The organism is Hydrogenophaga sp. (genome assembly GCF_051858985.1).
In the GTDB taxonomy this organism is placed as follows: Bacteria; Pseudomonadota; Gammaproteobacteria; order Burkholderiales; family Burkholderiaceae_C; genus Hydrogenophaga.
The window spans coordinates 172,596-189,444 of the sequence record NZ_JBHYGM010000001.1 but is presented as its reverse complement, the minus strand read 5'-3'; the positions used below and the strand labels follow the sequence as shown (position 1 = coordinate 189,444).

The following is a 16,849-nucleotide window of genomic DNA, read 5'->3' as shown; positions in this document are numbered from 1 at the left end:
TTGAACTTCGTGCGCCGCTCCGGGTCAGCCAACTCTCAACCACCCACCCAGAAGGAGACAGCCTCATGCTCGACGAACGACACGCCCAGGACCTCGATGCCCTGTTGCCTGGCCAGTCCACCGAACTCGGTGCCACCCGCCGAACCGCGCTGAAGGCCGCGCTCGGGGTGGGTTACGCGGCCGCCGCCGCACCGCTGATGGCGCAGACGGCGATCAAGACACCTTCGGACGGCCTGACCGTGGGTGAGGTCATGATCGACGTGAACGGTTTCAAGATGCCCGCCTACCGCGCCGCACCGGCCGGCAGGACCGGCCTGCCGGTGGTGCTGGTGTTGTCGGAGATCTTCGGCGTGCACGAATACATCGCCGACACCACCCGCCGTTTCGCCAAGGCCGGGTACCTCGCCATCGCTCCCGAGCTGTTCGTGCGGCAGGGTGACGCCCAGAGCTATGGCGAGATCGCCAAGCTGATCGCCGAGGTGGTCTCCAAGGTGCCGGATGCCCAGGTGCTGGGCGACCTGGACGCCACGGTGAAGTGGGCTGCGGCCAACGGAGGCGACGTGAGCAAGCTGGGCGTGACCGGGTTCTGCTGGGGCGGGCGTCAGGTCTGGCTCTACGCCGCACACAACCCGGCCGTGAAGGCAGGCGTGGCCTGGTATGGCCGGCTGGTGGGCGATGCGACGCCGCTCAGCCCGAAGCACCCGGTGGATGTGGCCGCCAGCCTGAAAGGCCCGGTGCTGGGCCTCTATGGGGCAGCCGACACCGGCATCCCTCTTGACACGGTTGATAAGATGAAGGTCGCTCTGGCAACCGGAAGTCCGGCCGCCAAAGCGTCGACCTTCGTGGTCTACCCCGACGCGCCGCACGCCTTTCATGCCGACTACCGCCCGAGCTTCCGCAAGGAACCGGCCGAAGATGGCTGGAAACGGGCGGTGGCGTGGTTCAAGCAGCATGGCGTGGCCTGAAAGCCGCCTGCACCATTGACCTCCGGGGCCGCAGATCGCGGCCCTTTTTTGTGGCTGATCGAGCGCGTGATGACCCTTCTCGCCATCCTCCTTGGAACCATTGCCGCCGGTGTCGGCAGCGTCTGGCTGGCTGCCCTGCTGGGTTTCGCCATGATGGCCCGCTACACGCAGCACATGCTCAGCATGGCAGCGGGCGCGCTGATGGCCACGGCTTTCATGCACCTGCTGCCCGAGGCGTTCGAGAGCGAGGCCAGCGCGCACGAACTCTTTGCCCTGCTGCTGGGTGGCCTGGTGTTCTTTTTCCTTCTGGACAAGGCCGAGCTCTGGCACCACGGACACGAGCACCATCAGCCGGACGCGGGCGCCCACCACGATCATGACCATGCGCACCACCACCATGGCCATCACCATGGCCATCACCACCCGGAGCCGCGCTCGGGCGGCTGGACCGTGCTGGCCGGAGACAGCGTGCATGCCTTCGGTGATGGCATCCTGATCGCCTCGGCTTTCATGGCCGACATGCGGCTGGGCGTGATTGCCTCGCTGGCGGTGCTGGCCCACGAAGTGCCTCACCACATGGGAGACCTGGTGGTGCTGAGGCAGACCTCTCCCACCCGGCGGGCCGCGCTGGTCAAGGTGTCGCTCGCCGGCACGGTGACGGCGCTGGGCGGTATCGTGGGCTACTTCCTGCTCACGCGGCTGGAAGACTACCTGCCGTACTTCCTGGTCGCCGCGTCCAGCAGCTTCGTCTATGTGGCGTTGGCCGACCTGATTCCGCAACTGCAGAAGCGCGTGGGCCTGAGCGCCACGGTGGCGCAGATCTTGTGGTTGCTGGCGGGCATCGGTCTGGTCACGCTGGTCAGCGGCCTGGCCCACTCACACTGACGCGGGTGGATCGCCCAGGGTGAAGGTGAAGAGGGCGCCTTCGCCGGGGGTGCCTTCTCCGTGTATCGTGCCGCCGTGCCGTTCGATGATGCGGCGCACGGTGGCCAGGCCGATGCCGGTGCCTTCAAATTCGCTGGGCATGTGCAGGCGCTGGAAGGGCTTGAAAAGTTTGTCGGCATAGGCCATGTCGAAACCCACGCCGTTGTCGCGCACAAAGAAATGGCCTGGTTGCGCGTCCTGCGCTGGCAGGCGGCCCCACTCGATCAAGGTCTGTTCCCGCCGGCGCGTGTACTTGAACGCATTGGCAAACAGGTTCTCCAGTGCGATGCGTGCCAGCCGCGGGTCGCAATGCGCTTTCAAGTCTGGCTCCACGCGGTATTCGATCAGGCGCTCCGGGTGTTTCTGCCTTTCCTGCAGCAGCACCTGGCTGGCCAGCGCGCTCAGGTCCACGGTCTGGCGCTCCAGGCGGCCTTGGCTCACCCGCGCCAGGGCCAGCAGGTCATTGATGAGCGAACTCATCCGGTTGGTGGAATGCAGCACGCGGTCCAGCAGCTCTCGTTCGTCCTTGCTCAAGCGCTCGCCCACCGCTTCGTCCAGCAGTCGCGTGAAGCCGTCGATCGCGCGCAGCGGAGACTTCAAATCGTGCGAGACGGAATAGGCAAAGGAGTCGAGTTCGGCATTGAGGTTCTGAAGGTCCGCCGTGCGTTCTCGCACGCGCTGCTCCAGCGTTTCACTGAACTGCTGGATCTCGCGGTCGCGCCGCAGTCGCACCAGTTCGGCGTTGGCGCGGCTGGCAAAGATGGCGATCAGCGCCTGCGTGTCCGCACCGATCTCCACCTGACGGCCCCACAGCGCAAAGATCACGCCGATGGGCGTGCCGTCGGCATCGCGCAGCGCCTTGCCCAGGTAGGCCTGGCAACCGGAGGCAATCAGGCTGGTGGCCTGTGGGAACTGCTCGGCCAGATCGTTCACGCAGACCAGCATGTCCTGCTGCCGCAGCGTCTGTCCGCAAGGCGTACCTTGCGGGTTGAAACTGAAGTTGGACGCGGCGCGGCCGTTTTGCTGGATGGCCAGGGTGCGCACCCGTCCGTCCTCACGGCATTCACCAATCACCACCATGTCGGCGCCGACGGTTTCCTCCAGGTGGCGCGTGAGCGCACCGAAGAAAGCTTCGCCCGTTTCGGCGGCGACGCCCCTGGCCACATTGAGCAGCAGGTTTTCTCGCTGCTTTTCCTCGGTGATGTTGACCGTGCAGGACAGGATGCAGCGCTCGCCATCCATTTCCACGAGTTCGGCCCACAGGCGCGTGTCCACCAGATGGCCGTCCTTGTGGCGCATCCTGGTTTCGTAGGCGTCGACGCGGCCGTCGCGCAGCAGGCGCGCCACAAAAGCCTCGCGGTGCTCGGGTGTGAGCCACGCGCCGATCTCCACCGACGTCTTGCCCTTGAGGTCTTCGGGCGCCAGGCCCTGGGCGCGGTCTTCGGCCCGGTTCACCTCGACGAAAGATCCATCGGACAGCCGCGTGATGGTCATGTTCAACGGGCTGAAGTTGAAGGCCTTGGCGAACCGCTCCTCGGAGCGGCGAAGCCGTTCCAGCATTTCGTTTTGCGCGCTCGCGTCGGAAATGGTGGTGATGATCAGCTTGTCTTCGGGGTCATCGCCCATCTCGCTGGAGATGAGTGCGTCGAACACGCTGCCGTCGGCGCGAAGACCGTGCGCCGCGTACTGTTCGGCCCGACGCCGGCTAAACAGGAAGGTCATGAACGATTCGCGCTCTTCCTGCGACGCCCAGAGAAAACCGTCCTGTCGACCCAGCACCTGCGAGCGCTGGTAGCCGTAGCAGCGCTCGAACGCAGGGTTCACATCCAGGATCACCCCCGAGCGGGCGGACTGCGCCACCATGGGGCTGGGATTGGTGCGGAAGATGCGTGCGAAACGCTCCAGATTGCGGTCGCGTTCCTGCTCGGTTTTCTTGCGACGCTCCAGCTCATCGGTCTGGCGGGCGAATGAATCGCGCAATTGCCGCCTGCTGTGGTAGACCATCACCGCCACCACCACCAGCGTGGCCGAGTGGGTGATCCACACACGAATGCCCACTTGAAAATACGGGGTCGCAGGGAGCCAGCCGTTGTATTCGGCCAGCGTGAGCACACCCAGTGATCCGACGCTGGCCAGCACCGTGAGCACCAGCGCCGTGCGACCCAGGAACGTGCCAGCCCCGGCGACGGCGGCCACGAACAGGAAGCCCACAGCGGTTCGCACGGAGCCGTAGGTGAGCACCGAATTGATCGCGATCAACAAGGTTCCAAAAACGATCAGGTGCGCCACGTAGTGCTCACGGTCCGTGCGCACCAGCCACCATGCCACGGCGGCCACGACCATCATCGCGCCCGCGTTCCATGCTTCGTGCTGACCAGGACTGGCCACCAACAGGTCGAGCACCAGCACCAAAAACGCGGCAACGCCGATCACCAGCGACAGCAGTGCCAGCACGCGCTTTCGCGGTCCTCCTGCCAGGACGGGCACCGCCGCCGGTTCCTGGTTCTGAGAGGGTCGGGTCATGAGGGCGTGGATCCTCGGGCGTTCAGCCCTGCGCTACGGGCATGCCCGGCGTGTTGCACCATTCGCTCCAGCTGCCTGCGTAGAGCCGGGTGCGCCCCAGGCCCGCGATCTCCATGGCCAGCAGATTGGGAAGGGCGCTCACGCCGCTGCCGCAGTGATGCACGACGCTGGCCGGATCACGAGCACCGAGCAACTGCTCGAATTCGGCCCGCAGCTCGGCCGCCGGTTTGAAGCGACCGTCCGCCATCACACTCTGCACAAACGGCCGGTTCAGCGCGCCGGGAATGTGCCCCGCCACCGGATCCAGCGGCTCGGTTTCGCCGCGGAACCGTGCTGCGGCGCGGGCATCGATGAGCGTGAGTCCGGGCCGCCCGAGCGAACCCGCGATCTCGTCCGTGGTGGCGAGATGGGCCAGGGGAGGGCGAAGTTCGAACCGGGCCGGGGTGGCGGCCTGCGCCGGCCCGCTGGCGAGCGCGCCACCCTGGGCCTTCCAGGCTGGCAGGCCACCGTCGAGCACCGCTACCGCCTCGTGTCCGCACCACTTCAGCATCCACCAAAGCCGCCCCGCGTAGTTGGCACCCTGCCGGTCGATCACCACCACCTGCACATCGTTGGCTACACCCAGCTCACCCAGCCTTTGCGCAAAGGTCTCGCGCGAGGGCAGCGGATGACGCCCGCCGCTGGCGCGATCGGCGCCGGTCTTGTCGCTCAGGTGGTGGTCCAGGTGGACGTAGGTCGAACCGGGCAGGTGTTCAGCATCGAACTGGGCGGCGCCTGCATCGGGCTTCATCAGCTCGAAACTGGCGTCCAGCAGGCGCACCGGCGTGCCGCTGCCCATCAGTTGCTGGAGTTCGGCCGGCGTGATCAGGGTGGTGTACATCCGTGAATTGTGCGGCAGAGCCGCGTTTCAGTGCTCTTCGGCGGGGGCGTTGGGCACGGCGCGTGTGCGCAGCGCGGTCGCCGCGACACCGCTGATGACGATGAGCGCCATGCCGAGCCAGCCCATGAGCGGAATTTGCTCGCCGAACAGGAGCAGGCTGTAGAGCGCGGCAAACACGATGCCGGTGTAGTGCAGGCTGGCCGCCACCATGGTCGAGCCCCGTGAGTAGGCGCGGGTGAGGCAGAGCTGGCCGAACACCGCCAGCAGGCCGGTGGGCAGGAGCCAGAGCGCCGAGGGCCATTGCCAAGCACTGGCACCGGAGAACAGCATGCCCAGTCCGCCCACCAGGGTTGCACAGAGCGAAAAATAGAAGACCGTGCGGCTTTCCGACTCGCCCGCTCGCGACAGGGCGGCCACCTGAAGGTAGGCGAGCGCGGCAAACACACCGGAGAGCAAGCCCACGAAGGCGCCGACCACCTGATCCGGATTGAGCGACGGCCTCAGCAACATGGCCACGCCAGCGAAGCCGGCGATCACCGTCAGAAACAAGGGACCTTGCTGGCGCATGGGCACGTTGCGACCCTGCAGCAGGAGTGCGCCTCCGAGCAGGAACGTGGCGATCCACACGCTGCTCATGTAGTTCAGGGTCATGGCCGTGGGAAGCGGCAGGTGGGCAATCGCGTAGAACCACGTGGTGAGCGAGATCACGCCCACCACGCCGCGCCAGGCGTGCATGGCAGGCACGCTGGTGCGCAGCGAGGTGCCCTGCACGCGGGCGATCGCCATGAGCACCAGCATGCCCAGCAGGCCGCGATAGAACACGATCTCGAAGGCATTGAAGTAGGCGGAGGCGTACTTGATGCACACCGCCATGGAGGCAAACAGCAGCGAGGCCAGCACGATCCACAAGGCCTGCATGCTCAATGCCCCTTTTCTGGAACCAGCGCCGCAGGAGGGCAGCAGCAAGCGAGAGTCACCGCGGAACTGGCTCCGCCAGGCCGCAGGTGACGCCCTCCTGGGGGAGTGACGCCGAAGGCGGCGCAGGGCGGCTCATGCTCCTCCTGTACCACTCGTGGAAGTGCTGCATGCCGTCTTCCATCGGGCTCTGGTAAGGGCCCACCTCGTTGTCGCCGCGCGAGAGCAGGGCCTTGCGGCCGGCGTCCATGCGTTCGGCGATCTCGTCGTCTTCCACGCAGGTTTCCATGTAAGCCGCGCGTTGCGACTCCACGAACTCGCGCTCGAAGGCAGCGATTTCTTCGGGGTAGTAGAACTCCACCATGTTCAGCGTCTTGTCCACGCTCACCGGATGCAGCGTGGAGACCGTCAGCACGTGCGGATACCACTCCACCATGATGTGAGGGTAGTAGGTGAGCCAGATCGCGCCGTGCTCGGGCATGGCGCCCTGGCGGTAGTTCATGAGTTGCTCGTGCCAGCGCTGGTACACCGGGCTCCCCGCCTTGCCCAGCAGGTTGGCCGCACCCACGGTCTGCACGGAGTACTCGGGCGTGAACTCCCAGCGCAGGTCCTCGCAGGTGACAAAACCGCCAAGACCCGGGTGGAACGGCGCCACGTGGTAGTCCTCCAGGTACACCTCGATGAAGGTTTTCCAGTTGTAGTTGCACTCGTGCAGCTCCACGTGGTCGAGCACCATGCCTTCGAAGTCGAGCGCCGCGCGCGGCCCCATGTTCGCCAGGTCCGCCGCCACGTCACGGCCGTTGTCCTCGAACAGCAACCCGTTCCATTCGCGCAGCGGGTAGTGGTTGAGGTTCAGGCAGGGGTCCTGCTCGAAGTGCGGCGCACCCAGCAACTGCCCGGCGCGCTCGCCGTGCACGCCGCTGTAGGTCCAGCGGTGGAGCGGGCACACGATGTTGCCCCCGGCACTGCCGTTGCGGGTGTCGTTGAGGTTGCCCTTCCCGTGCAGCATCATGGCCTGGCGGTGCCGGCACACGTTGGAGACGAGCTCGATGCCCTTGGCCGTGTGCACGAGGGCCCGTCCTCCGCGTTCCTGCGGCAGGGTGTGGTAGTCCCCCACGTTGGGGACCGAGAGTTGGTGCCCCACGTACCGGGGCCCGCGCTGGAAGAGCGTTTCCTTTTCGCGCTGGAACAGCGCCTCGCTGAAGTAGCTGGAAACCGGAAGTTGGCTTGCGGCCTGCTGCAGTTGAAGACTTAAATCAGACATCAGGGTCCTGACCTAGAGACTCCCCCTATGAAGGGGCAGGGTAAGCGCTGTGCTCGTCAGACGAATTCGCGCGGGATGGGTGGAGTGGTGCGTCCCTCCGGGCTGTGGGGCCCGTCAGTTTGGAAAAAAAGAGGCCGGATTGTACCCCGGGGGTCAATACGGCGTGCTGTGCATAGAATGTCGGTCGGCCCCCCGGCGGCCCACGAACACCCCACCTATGACCACACGCCCCGCCACCAGTTCCGCCCGCGCTGCGGCGCCTGCCAATGCCCCCACCAGTTACGAGGCGGCGCTGGCAGAACTCGAACAACTGGTTTCACAACTGGACGCTGGTCAGTTGCCGCTGGAACAACTCCTCACGCACTACCAGCGTGGCGCCGAGCTGCTGGCCTTCTGCCGTGCCCGCCTGGATGCGGTGGAGAACCAGATCAAGGTGCTCGAGGGCGGCGAGCTCAAACCCTGGGACGCCGCTTGAACGCCGTGCTGAGCGATCCGACGGATTTCGCAGCCTGGCGGCAGGCGAAGCAGGACGAGGTCGAGCAGGCCCTGTCCACCTGGGTGCCTGCCGATGCGCCCGCTGGCCTGGGTGAGGCCATGCGCTACGCGGTGCTGGACGGCGGCAAACGGCTGCGCCCGCTGCTGGTGCTGGCCACCAGCGAAGCGGTGGGCGGCTCGCACGGTGCGGCCTTGCGTGCGTCCTGCGCGGTCGAACTGATTCACGCCTACTCGCTGGTGCACGACGACATGCCGTGCATGGACAACGACGTGCTGCGCCGGGGAAAACCCACGGTGCATGTGCGTTATGGCGAAGCCCAGGCCCTTCTGGCGGGCGACGCCCTGCAGGCGCTGGCCTTCGAACTGCTCGTGCCGGGCGATGGCAGCGTGTCGAGCGAGATGGCCGCTTTGCTCTGCCGGCTGCTGGCCCAGGCCGCCGGCGCCTCCGGCATGGCGGGTGGACAGGCCATTGACCTGGCCAGCGTCGGTCTGGCACTGGACCAGCCCGCCCTTGAGGCGATGCACCGGCAGAAGACGGGCGCATTGCTCAAGGCCAGCGTCACCATGGGCGCGGCCACCGGGAGCGTTCCCGCACAAGCCCTTGAGCAACTAGGACGCTATGGTGCGGCCCTGGGTCTGGCTTTTCAGGTGGTGGACGATGTGCTCGATGTGACCGCCGATTCGGCCACCCTGGGCAAGACCGCCGGCAAGGATGCCGCAGCCGACAAGCCCACCTTCGTTTCCCTGATGGGACTGACTCAGGCGCAGGCTTATGCCGAACGCCTGCTGGACCAGGCCCACGCCGCCCTGGACGAGAGCCGACTGGACGACACGGCCATCCTGCATGCGCTGGCCGACTGGGTGGGTCGGCGTGCATACTGAGTCCTTGCTCAAGGCCCCCACGACATGACCCGAGCCAATTTGCCCATGAGTTCTCTTCTGTCCACCATCGAGTCGCCCAAGGACGTTCGCCGCCTCTCGCGCGCGCAACTCACGCCGCTGGCCGATGAACTGCGCACCTTCCTGCTCGAAAGCGTGGCCCGCACCGGCGGCCACCTCAGTTCCAACCTGGGCACCGTGGAACTCACCCTGGCCCTGCACTATGTCTTCGACACCCCGGAAGACCGGCTGGTGTGGGACGTGGGCCACCAGACCTATCCGCACAAGATCCTCACGGGACGGCGCGACCGCATGGGCTCGCTGCGCCAGCTGGGTGGCATCAGCGGTTTCCCACGTCGCGACGAAAGCGAGTACGACACCTTCGGCACTGCGCATTCATCCACCAGCATCTCGGCGGCGCTCGGCATGGCGATGGCGGCCAGGATCAAGGGCGAGAAACGCAAGTCCGTGGCCATCATTGGCGATGGCGCCATGACCGCCGGCATGGCCTTCGAAGCCCTGAACAATGCGGGCGTTGCCGAAGGCCGCCTGCTCGTGGTGCTCAACGACAACGACATGTCGATCTCGCCGCCGGTGGGGGCGCTCAACCGGTACCTGGCCCAGTTGATGAGCGGGCAGTTCTATGCCGCGGCCAAGAACGTGGGCAAGCAGGTGCTCAAGGGTGCGCCGCCGCTGTTCGAACTGGCCAAGCGGCTGGAAGAGCACGCCAAGGGCATGGTGGTGCCCGCCACGTTGTTCGAGAAATTCGGTTTCAACTACATCGGGCCCATCGACGGCCACGACCTCGATTCGCTCATCCCCACGCTGGAGAACATCCGCCACCTGCTCGATACCGACAGCGGCCCGCAGTTCCTTCATGTGGTGACCAAGAAAGGCCAGGGTTACAAGCTCGCCGAAGCCGACCCAGTGGCTTACCACGGTCCGGGCACCTTCGACCCTGCGGTCGGCCTGGTCAAGTCGACGACCCCAGCGAAGACGACCTTCACCCAGGTGTTTGGCAAATGGCTGTGCGACATGGCCGCCGCCGACCCGCGGCTGGTGGGCATCACACCCGCCATGCGCGAAGGCTCGGGCATGGTCGAATTCGAACGTCGCTTTCCTGCGCGTTATTTCGACGTCGGCATTGCCGAGCAGCACGCGGTGACATTCGCAGCCGGCCTCGCGTGCGAAGGCCTCAAGCCCGTAGTGGCGATCTACTCCACATTCCTGCAGCGGGGCTACGACCAGTTCATCCACGACGTGGCGCTGCAAAACCTGCCCGTGGTGTTTGCGCTCGACCGCGCCGGACTGGTGGGTGCCGATGGCGCCACCCACGCAGGGGCCTACGACATTGCGTACCTGCGCTGCATTCCCAACATGGCCGTGGCGTGCCCGGCCGACGAAGCCGAGTGCCGTCAGTTGCTGAGCACCGCGTTTGAACAGAACCATCCAGTGGCCGTTCGTTACCCGCGCGGTGCGGGTGCAGGCGGGGCACAGCCCGAGGGCCTGGAAGGATTGCCGTATGGGCGCGGTGAGCTGCGCCGCAAGGGCCGCGGCGTGGCCATCCTGGCCTTCGGCACCTTGCTCCAGCCCGCGCTGGTGGCGGGCGAGAAACTTGGGGCCAGTGTGGCCAACATGCGCTGGGCCAAACCGCTCGATGTGGAACTGCTGCGTGAAATCGCGCAAAGCCACGACGCGATCGTGACCCTGGAAGAGGGCTGCGTGCAAGGCGGCGCGGGCTCCGCGGTGCTGGAAGCGCTGCAGGCGGAAGGCCTCAACCTGCCGGTGCTGCAACTGGGCTTGCCCGATGAATTCATCGAGCATGGCGATCCCGCCAAGCTGCTGTCGTTGCAAGGCCTGGACGCCAGCGGCATCGAAGCCTCGGTTCGCGCGCGCTTCGATGCGCTGCTGCACGCACCGGCGAACCTCAAGGTCGTGAGCTGATGCACCCGGCCGGTGCACCGGCCGTGAGATAGCTGGCAAGCGCCTGAACATGCCCTGCCACAGGGCGTGTTTCAAGGGAAAACCCCTGACTGCGTCACGGGTGCCATTTCTACAATGACCTCGGACTGAAAAGTCTCCGGCGCGGTTCGCCGCTCCGGGTGTATTCCCAATCAAAACCACGGAGTCAAACAATATGGATCGTCGATCAATGATCAAGCACGCCGGTATCGCCGGCGTGCTGACCGCCGGTGTCGCGCCAGCGGTGCATGCCCAGGCCACCATCCGGTGGCGACTGGCCTCGAGTTTTCCCAAGGCACTCGACACCATCTTCGGCGCGGCCGATGTGTTCGCCAAAAAGGTGAACGAAATGACGGGTGGCAAGTTCACCGTCTCCGTTCACCCAGGTGGCGAACTCATGCCGGCCTTCGGCGTGGTGGACGGGGTACAGGAAGGCACGGTGGAATGTGCTCACACCGCGCCTTACTACTTCTTCGGCAAGGACGACACCTTTGCACTTGATTGCGCGATTCCCTTCGGTCTGAACAGCCGGCAGATGACGGCCTGGATGTACGAAGGCAACGGCATGAAGCTGTTCCGCGAGTTCTACGAGGGATACAACATCGTCAACTTCCCCATGGGCAACACCGGCGCGCAGATGGGCGGCTGGTACCGCAAGGAAATCAAGACGCTGGCCGACATCAAGGGCCTGAAGATGCGCATTGGCGGCTTTGCAGGCCGGGTGCTCACCACCATGGGCGGTGTGCCGCAGAACATCCCTGGCGGCGAGATCTACCAAGCGCTGGAGAAGGGCACGATCGACGCCACGGAGTGGATCGGACCGTATGACGACCAGAAGCTCGGCTTCAACAAGGTCGCCAAGAACTACTACTACCCTGGCTGGTGGGAAGGCGGCCCGCAGCTCTCCCTCTACGTCAACAACAAGGCTTACAACGCGCTCTCGGCCGAGAACAAGGCGATCGTGGAATGTGCGGCCGCCATCGCCCACACCACCATGCAGGCCAAGTACGACGCCTTGAACCCGGCTGCGCTCAAGCAACTGGTGGCCGCGGGCACCAAGGTGCTGGCCTTCCCCAAGGTGATCATGGACGCTGCGTTCAAGAACTCCATGGAGCTCTACGAAGAGAACAACGCCAAGAACCCGAAGTGGAAGAAGATCTACACCGACTACTCGAACTTCCGCAAGGACCAGAACCTGTGGTTCCGCTTCACCGAAGCGCAGTTCGACCGCTACATGCAGGCGGCCAAGCTGTAATCCACCACCGCCTCTGCAGGAAGCCCCGCCCTGGCGGGGTTTTTTGCTCGGGCGGGCTCACGCTTGGAACGGCGTCGGCACGCGCTGGTGTAGGCCGTTGTTGAGCTATGTCGGGTGCTGTCCGCTAGACTACCCGGTTGCCTTCGAGACCGCCCTTCAAACGGGGAATCCCATGCCTTTTCTACTGAAAATCTCCCGCCTCATCGACGCTTTCAGCGATTTCATCGGCAAGCTGGTGATGTGGTTCATTCTGGCCACCACCCTCATCAGCGCCGGCAACGCCATCGTGCGCAAGCTGTTCGACAGCAGCTCCAACGCCTTGCTGGAAATCCAGTGGTACCTGTTTGCCGCGGTGTTCATGCTGGGCAGTGGTTACGCCTTCTTGCGCAACGCCCATGTGCGCATCGATTTCATCTCCTCCAGGTTCAGCGCGCGGGGCCGCAACTGGGTCGATGTCCTGGGCATCCTCATCTTCCTGTTTCCCCTCTGCTACATGATGGCCACGCTCGGCTGGCCGCTGTTCGAGCGAGCGTGGAACACGGGCGAGATGTCGTCCAACTCGGGTGGCCTGATCCGGTGGCCGGTCTACGGCCTGATCCCGCTGGGGTTCGTGATCCTGTTCGTGCAGGGTGTCAGCGAACTGATCAAGCGCATCGCGTTTCTCACCGGCCACGGGCCCGACGTGCTGGCCCACGACGGCCCCACCGATGAAGAGAAACTGGCCCAGCAACTGCTCGACGAAGCGCAGGCGCGGCTCAAGGGAGCGCAGTGATCATGATCGAATTCATTGGCGCCAATTTTGTCCCCATGATGTTTGCGGGACTGCTGGTTTTCCTGCTGTCCGGTTTTCCGGTGGCCTTCGCGCTCGCCGCCACCGGGCTGTTCTTCGGCTTCATCGGCATGGAGGCCGGCCTGTTCCCCTCCAACCTGTTCCAGGCCCTGCCATTGCGCGTGTTCGGCATCATGCAGAACGACACGCTGCTCGCCATCCCCTTCTTCACCCTGATGGGCATCATCCTCGAGCGCAGCCGCATGGCCGAGGATCTGCTGGCGACGGTGGCGCAGGTGTTCGGCCCCGTTCGAGGTGGCCTGGCGGTGGCCGTCATTCTGGTGGGCGCGTTGCTGGCTGCCACCACGGGCGTGGTGGCGGCTGCGGTCATCTCCATGGGTTTGATCTCGTTGCCCATCATGCTGCGGTACGGCTACAACCGCACCATCGCCACCGGCACCATCACGGCGTCGGGCACGCTCGCCCAGGCGATCCCGCCTTCGCTGGTGCTGATCGTGCTGGCCGACCAGCTCGGCCGGTCGGTCGGTGACATGTACGCCGGTGCGCTGATCCCCGGTCTGATGCTCGTGGGCCTGTACTTGCTGTTCATCGCCGGCGTGGCCATCATCAAACCCCGCTGGGTGCCGGCCCTGCCAGCCGAAGCGCGCATCTACAACGAGCCCGACGGATCGAGCGGCCACCGTTCGCTGCTGGTGCTGCTTGCACTGTGTGCGGCTGTGAGCTTTGCGTGGTCGCAAGTGCATGAGTCGGTCATCAACCCGCTGATCGGGCGCGAGTTCAGTCCCGCGGGCGACGAGGTGGTGATCCTGTCGATCACCGTCGGCTCCCTGCTGGCCCTCGCGCTGGCCTTGCTCAACCGGCTGTTCCGGCTCGGGCTGCTTTCTCGCCTGGCCGAGCAGGTCACCTTCGTGCTCATTCCGCCCCTGGTACTCATCTTCCTGGTGCTGGGCACCATCTTTCTCGGGATCGCCACGCCCACCGAAGGCGGCGCCATGGGCGCGCTGGGCGCGCTCATCATGGCCAGCGCGCGCCGGGCCCTGACCTGGAGCCTGCTCAAGCAGGCGCTGGAGAGCACCACCAAGCTCGCCATCTTCGTGCTGTTCATTCTCATCGGCTCCACCGTCTTCAGCTTCACCTTCAACGCCGCCGATGGCCACATCTGGGTCGAGCACCTGTTCGACAAGCTGCCGGGTGGCCAGATGGGCTTCCTCCTGTTCGTGAACATCCTGGTCTTCGTGCTGGGCATGTTCATCGACTTCTTCGAGATCGCGTTCATCGTGGTGCCCTTGCTCGCGCCGGTTGCGGCCAAGATGGACATCGACCTGATCTGGTTCGGCGTGATCCTCGCCATGAACCTGCAGACCTCGTTCCTCACACCGCCCTTCGGCTTTGCGCTGTTCTACCTGCGCAGCGTGGCCGCGCGAAGCGACTACACGGACGTGGTCACGAAAGAGCGCATCCCGGCGGTCACCACTGCACAGATCTACAAAGGTTCGATCGCCTTCATCATCCTGCAACTCATCATGGTGGCGGTGGTGGTGCTCAACCCCACGTTGGTCACCGGCAGCCTGGGTGCCAAGGTTCAGGTGGATGACGACGCCGTGAGCGACATGTTGCGCAACATGCCCGGTCTGGAGGAGGCCTCACCGCAGGAAGAGGCGCCGCAAGAAGAAGAGGCGCCAGCCGAAGAGGCCGCCGAAGTGCCGGAGCCCGATGCCTCCGCGCCCGCGCAGGAGCCGGAGGACGATCCTGGCAAGGCGCTGCAGGACAGCCTGAGAAAACCCTGAAAAACAACCAAGTGGCCCAACCGGGTCGGAGTGACGGCATGCAGATTGATGTGAAGGTGCTGGACGCGCGCATAGCGAGCCAGCTTCCGGCGTACGCCACCGCGGGCAGCGCGGGCCTGGACCTGCGGGCCTGCCTCGATGCGCCCCTCACGCTGGCGCCCAACGCCTGGCAACTGGTGCCCACGGGCCTGGCGATCCATCTGGCCGACCCCGGCTACGCCGCCATGATCCTGCCGCGCTCCGGCCTGGGCCACAAGCACGGCATCGTGCTCGGCAACCTCGTGGGTCTGATCGACAGCGACTACCAGGGCCAGCTCATGGTGAGTGCGTGGAACCGCAGCGACGTGGCTTTCACCATCGAGCCCATGGAGCGCATCGCACAGATGGTGATCGTGCCCGTGGTGCAGGCGCGCTTCAACGTGGTGGACGACTTCGCGGCCGCGAGCGAGCGCGGCGCGGGGGGCTACGGTTCAACCGGTCGCGGCTGAGGCGTCCGCCGTCTAGTGAAGTGTCCTGGGACCGGGCGGTGTGATGCCGGGGCCCTGAAGCTCGTCCGGGGCGTGCACTTCCATGCGGAAGAAACCGGTGCCCAGCGTGCCCCGACCAATCTCGCCTTCCTCGGCCTCGCGCACCGAGTGCACCTTCATCACGATCCGCAGGGCAATCCCTGCGAGCGGGTGGTTGGCGTCGAGCACGACGTGCTCGGGGTAGATGTCACTGACGAAGTACAGGCGATCCCTGGGTGCCGCCGCGTTGCAACCTTCGGGCAGACCCTCGAAACCCATGCCTTCCTCAAGTTCGTCCGGAAACAGATGGCGTGGCTCCAGGAAGAGCAGACGGTCGTCGTACTCGCCGAAGCCGTCCACCGGCTCCAGGTGCAGTTCGATGGTGTCGCCCGCGGAGTGGTTGAGCAAGGCCTCCTCGATCTTGGCCAGCAAGTCGTTGCCGCCGACCAGGAACTCCACCGGCTCTTCGAGCACGTCGAGCTCCTCGCCGAGCGTGTCCTTGAGGGTCCAGGTCAGTGCGACCACGCATTGTTGGTTGATTTTCATCCGACAATTGTCCCATGACACCCGCACCAGCCACCAGCCTTCCCGACACACCCACGCCATTGCTGGGGGGGCTCACGCCGGCGCAATTCATGCGCCGCCACTGGCAGAAGAAGCCGCTACTGATCCGCGCAGCGGTGCCGGGTTTTCGGCCCCTGGCCTCGCGCCAGCAACTGTTTGACATGGCGGGCCAGGAGGGCGTGGAGTCGCGCCTGATCGTGCGCCAGGGCGCCGGCTGGACCCTGCGCCAGGGCCCTCTGGGCCGAAGCAGCCTGCCGCCCCTGAAGCAGCCCGGCTGGACCTTGCTGGTGCAGGGGGTGGACCAGCATCTGGATGCGGCGCACGAACTCTTGCAGCGGTTTCGTTTTGTGCCCGATGCGCGGCTGGACGACCTGATGATCTCCTGGGCCAGCGATGGCGGTGGCGTGGGACCCCACTTCGACAGCTACGACGTCTTCCTGTTGCAGGCCACCGGTCAGCGGCGCTGGCGAATCGGTCGGCAGAGCGATTTTTCGTTGCAACCCGATGTGCCCCTGAAGATCCTTCGACATTTCGAACCTGAGGAGGAGCACCTGCTCGGTCCTGGCGACATGCTCTACCTGCCGCCCCGGTGGGCGCACGACGGCGTGGCCGTGGGTGGTGACTGCACCACCTGCTCGATAGGATTCCGGGCGCCCCAACGAGGAGGACTGGCTGGAGAACTGTTGCAGCGCATGGCGGACGAACTTCAGGACGACACGCTGTACCGCGACCCTCGCCAGGCTGCCACGGCGCACCCCGCGGCCATCCCCGAGGCGCTTCGCGACTTCGCCCTCGATGCCTTGCAGCGGCTTCTCGCCGATCGCCGATCGCTCGCCTGTGCGCTCGGTGAGGTCATGACCGAACCCAAGCCCCACATCTGGTTCGACGAAGCCTCCGGCGCTTGGACGCCCGCTGCCTTGAGGCTGGATCGGCGCACGCGCATGATGTACGACGAACACCATGTGTTCATCAACGGGGAGAGTTTTCGCGCGGGGGGCGCCGATGCGCGCCTCATGCGCACGCTGGCGGACCGGCGTGTGCTTTCCACGCGCGAGGTGAAGCAGGCCAGCGCCGATGCCAGGGCCCTGCTGCAGGACTGGTTCGAAGCAGGCTGGCTGCATCCCGTCATCGATTGAAGAT

The 16,849-nt window shown here is 65.4% G+C and carries 15 protein-coding genes; 10 read left to right on the top strand and 5 right to left on the bottom strand.

Going from position 1 to position 16,849, the window contains the following annotated elements:
* Positions 1-65 precede the first annotated feature (65 nt).
* A complete protein-coding gene (locus ACTIEY_RS00885) occupies positions 66-965 on the top strand; it encodes a dienelactone hydrolase family protein (protein ID WP_439517259.1) in 900 nt (299 codons plus the stop codon).
* 69 nt (positions 966-1,034) lie between these two features.
* Complete coding sequence (locus ACTIEY_RS00880) at positions 1,035-1,850, top strand: ZIP family metal transporter (RefSeq protein WP_439517258.1); 816 nt, start codon at positions 1,035-1,037, stop codon at positions 1,848-1,850.
* On the opposite strand, the gene ACTIEY_RS00875 is transcribed toward ACTIEY_RS00880, so the two are convergent.
* From ACTIEY_RS00875 to ACTIEY_RS00860, 4 genes are read right to left on the bottom strand one after another with little or no spacing between them, the layout of a single operon-like run.
* Complete coding sequence (locus tag ACTIEY_RS00875) at positions 1,842-4,412, bottom strand: PAS domain-containing sensor histidine kinase (protein WP_439517257.1); 2,571 nt, start codon at positions 4,410-4,412, stop codon at positions 1,842-1,844. The genes ACTIEY_RS00880 and ACTIEY_RS00875 overlap by 9 nt on opposite strands.
* Before the next feature lie 22 nt (positions 4,413-4,434).
* Positions 4,435-5,292: a sulfurtransferase gene (locus tag ACTIEY_RS00870; RefSeq protein ID WP_439517256.1), complete on the bottom strand. Its 858-nt coding sequence runs from the start codon at positions 5,290-5,292 to the stop codon at positions 4,435-4,437.
* 27 nt (positions 5,293-5,319) lie between these two features.
* Positions 5,320-6,210, bottom strand: coding sequence for a DMT family transporter (locus tag ACTIEY_RS00865; protein ID WP_439517255.1), 891 nt, complete (start codon positions 6,208-6,210; stop codon positions 5,320-5,322).
* A gap of 55 nt (positions 6,211-6,265) precedes the next feature.
* Positions 6,266-7,471: an aromatic ring-hydroxylating oxygenase subunit alpha gene (locus ACTIEY_RS00860; protein ID WP_439517254.1), complete on the bottom strand. Its 1,206-nt coding sequence runs from the start codon at positions 7,469-7,471 to the stop codon at positions 6,266-6,268.
* Positions 7,472-7,688: 217 nt separating this feature from the next.
* On the opposite strand from ACTIEY_RS00860, the gene ACTIEY_RS00855 reads away from it, so the two are divergent.
* The 7 genes from ACTIEY_RS00855 to dut all read left to right on the top strand — a co-directional run bounded on the left by ACTIEY_RS00855 (position 7,689) and on the right by dut (position 15,127).
* Complete coding sequence (locus ACTIEY_RS00855; RefSeq protein WP_439517253.1) at positions 7,689-7,946, top strand: exodeoxyribonuclease VII small subunit; 258 nt, start codon at positions 7,689-7,691, stop codon at positions 7,944-7,946.
* Positions 7,947-7,951: 5 nt separating this feature from the next.
* Positions 7,952-8,848 (top strand): polyprenyl synthetase family protein, encoded by an 897-nt coding sequence (locus tag ACTIEY_RS00850; RefSeq protein WP_439518250.1) that lies wholly within the window; start codon positions 7,952-7,954, stop codon positions 8,846-8,848.
* Positions 8,849-8,893: 45 nt separating this feature from the next.
* Positions 8,894-10,789 (top strand): 1-deoxy-D-xylulose-5-phosphate synthase, encoded by a 1,896-nt coding sequence (gene dxs / locus ACTIEY_RS00845; protein ID WP_439517252.1) that lies wholly within the window; start codon positions 8,894-8,896, stop codon positions 10,787-10,789.
* Positions 10,790-10,982: 193 nt separating this feature from the next.
* Complete coding sequence (locus ACTIEY_RS00840) at positions 10,983-12,062, top strand: TRAP transporter substrate-binding protein (protein ID WP_439517251.1); 1,080 nt, start codon at positions 10,983-10,985, stop codon at positions 12,060-12,062.
* A gap of 172 nt (positions 12,063-12,234) precedes the next feature.
* Positions 12,235-12,834, top strand: a complete 600-nt coding sequence (locus ACTIEY_RS00835) for a TRAP transporter small permease subunit (RefSeq protein WP_439517250.1) — start codon at positions 12,235-12,237, stop codon at positions 12,832-12,834.
* A gap of 2 nt (positions 12,835-12,836) precedes the next feature.
* Complete coding sequence (locus tag ACTIEY_RS00830; protein ID WP_439517249.1) at positions 12,837-14,639, top strand: TRAP transporter large permease; 1,803 nt, start codon at positions 12,837-12,839, stop codon at positions 14,637-14,639.
* 38 nt (positions 14,640-14,677) lie between these two features.
* Entirely contained in the window at positions 14,678-15,127 is a 450-nt protein-coding gene (gene dut, locus ACTIEY_RS00825) for a dUTP diphosphatase (protein ID WP_439517248.1), read from the top strand.
* Positions 15,128-15,139: 12 nt separating this feature from the next.
* Here dut and ACTIEY_RS00820 read toward each other — a convergent pair whose 3' ends face one another.
* Positions 15,140-15,691, bottom strand: a complete 552-nt coding sequence (locus ACTIEY_RS00820) for an FKBP-type peptidyl-prolyl cis-trans isomerase (RefSeq protein ID WP_439517247.1) — start codon at positions 15,689-15,691, stop codon at positions 15,140-15,142.
* A 14-nt stretch (positions 15,692-15,705) separates the two neighbouring features.
* Between ACTIEY_RS00820 and ACTIEY_RS00815 the strand changes: the two genes are divergently transcribed.
* The gene (locus ACTIEY_RS00815) at positions 15,706-16,845 is read left to right on the top strand and encodes a JmjC domain-containing protein (RefSeq protein ID WP_439517246.1); all 1,140 of its coding nucleotides are present in this window, start codon (positions 15,706-15,708) and stop codon (positions 16,843-16,845) included.
* Positions 16,846-16,849 lie beyond the last annotated feature (4 nt).

Excerpts from the sequence above, each read along its gene's own strand:
- ACTIEY_RS00885 (WP_439517259.1), top strand. The coding sequence starts at position 66 with ATGCTCGACGAACGACACGCCCAGGACCTCGATGCCCTGTTGCCTGGC.
- dut (WP_439517248.1), top strand. The coding sequence starts at position 14,678 with ATGCAGATTGATGTGAAGGTGCTGGACGCGCGCATAGCGAGCCAGCTT.
- ACTIEY_RS00870 (WP_439517256.1), bottom strand. The coding sequence starts at position 5,292 with ATGTACACCACCCTGATCACGCCGGCCGAACTCCAGCAACTGATGGGC.
- ACTIEY_RS00840 (WP_439517251.1), top strand. The coding sequence starts at position 10,983 with ATGGATCGTCGATCAATGATCAAGCACGCCGGTATCGCCGGCGTGCTG.
- ACTIEY_RS00855 (WP_439517253.1), top strand. The coding sequence starts at position 7,689 with ATGACCACACGCCCCGCCACCAGTTCCGCCCGCGCTGCGGCGCCTGCC.
- ACTIEY_RS00875 (WP_439517257.1), bottom strand. The coding sequence starts at position 4,412 with ATGACCCGACCCTCTCAGAACCAGGAACCGGCGGCGGTGCCCGTCCTG.
- ACTIEY_RS00835 (WP_439517250.1), top strand. The coding sequence starts at position 12,235 with ATGCCTTTTCTACTGAAAATCTCCCGCCTCATCGACGCTTTCAGCGAT.
- ACTIEY_RS00865 (WP_439517255.1), bottom strand. The coding sequence starts at position 6,210 with ATGCAGGCCTTGTGGATCGTGCTGGCCTCGCTGCTGTTTGCCTCCATG.
- ACTIEY_RS00880 (WP_439517258.1), top strand. The coding sequence starts at position 1,035 with ATGACCCTTCTCGCCATCCTCCTTGGAACCATTGCCGCCGGTGTCGGC.
- ACTIEY_RS00830 (WP_439517249.1), top strand. The coding sequence starts at position 12,837 with ATGATCGAATTCATTGGCGCCAATTTTGTCCCCATGATGTTTGCGGGA.
- ACTIEY_RS00860 (WP_439517254.1), bottom strand. The coding sequence starts at position 7,471 with ATGTCTGATTTAAGTCTTCAACTGCAGCAGGCCGCAAGCCAACTTCCG.
- ACTIEY_RS00820 (WP_439517247.1), bottom strand. The coding sequence starts at position 15,691 with ATGAAAATCAACCAACAATGCGTGGTCGCACTGACCTGGACCCTCAAG.
- dxs (WP_439517252.1), top strand. The coding sequence starts at position 8,894 with ATGAGTTCTCTTCTGTCCACCATCGAGTCGCCCAAGGACGTTCGCCGC.
- ACTIEY_RS00815 (WP_439517246.1), top strand. The coding sequence starts at position 15,706 with ATGACACCCGCACCAGCCACCAGCCTTCCCGACACACCCACGCCATTG.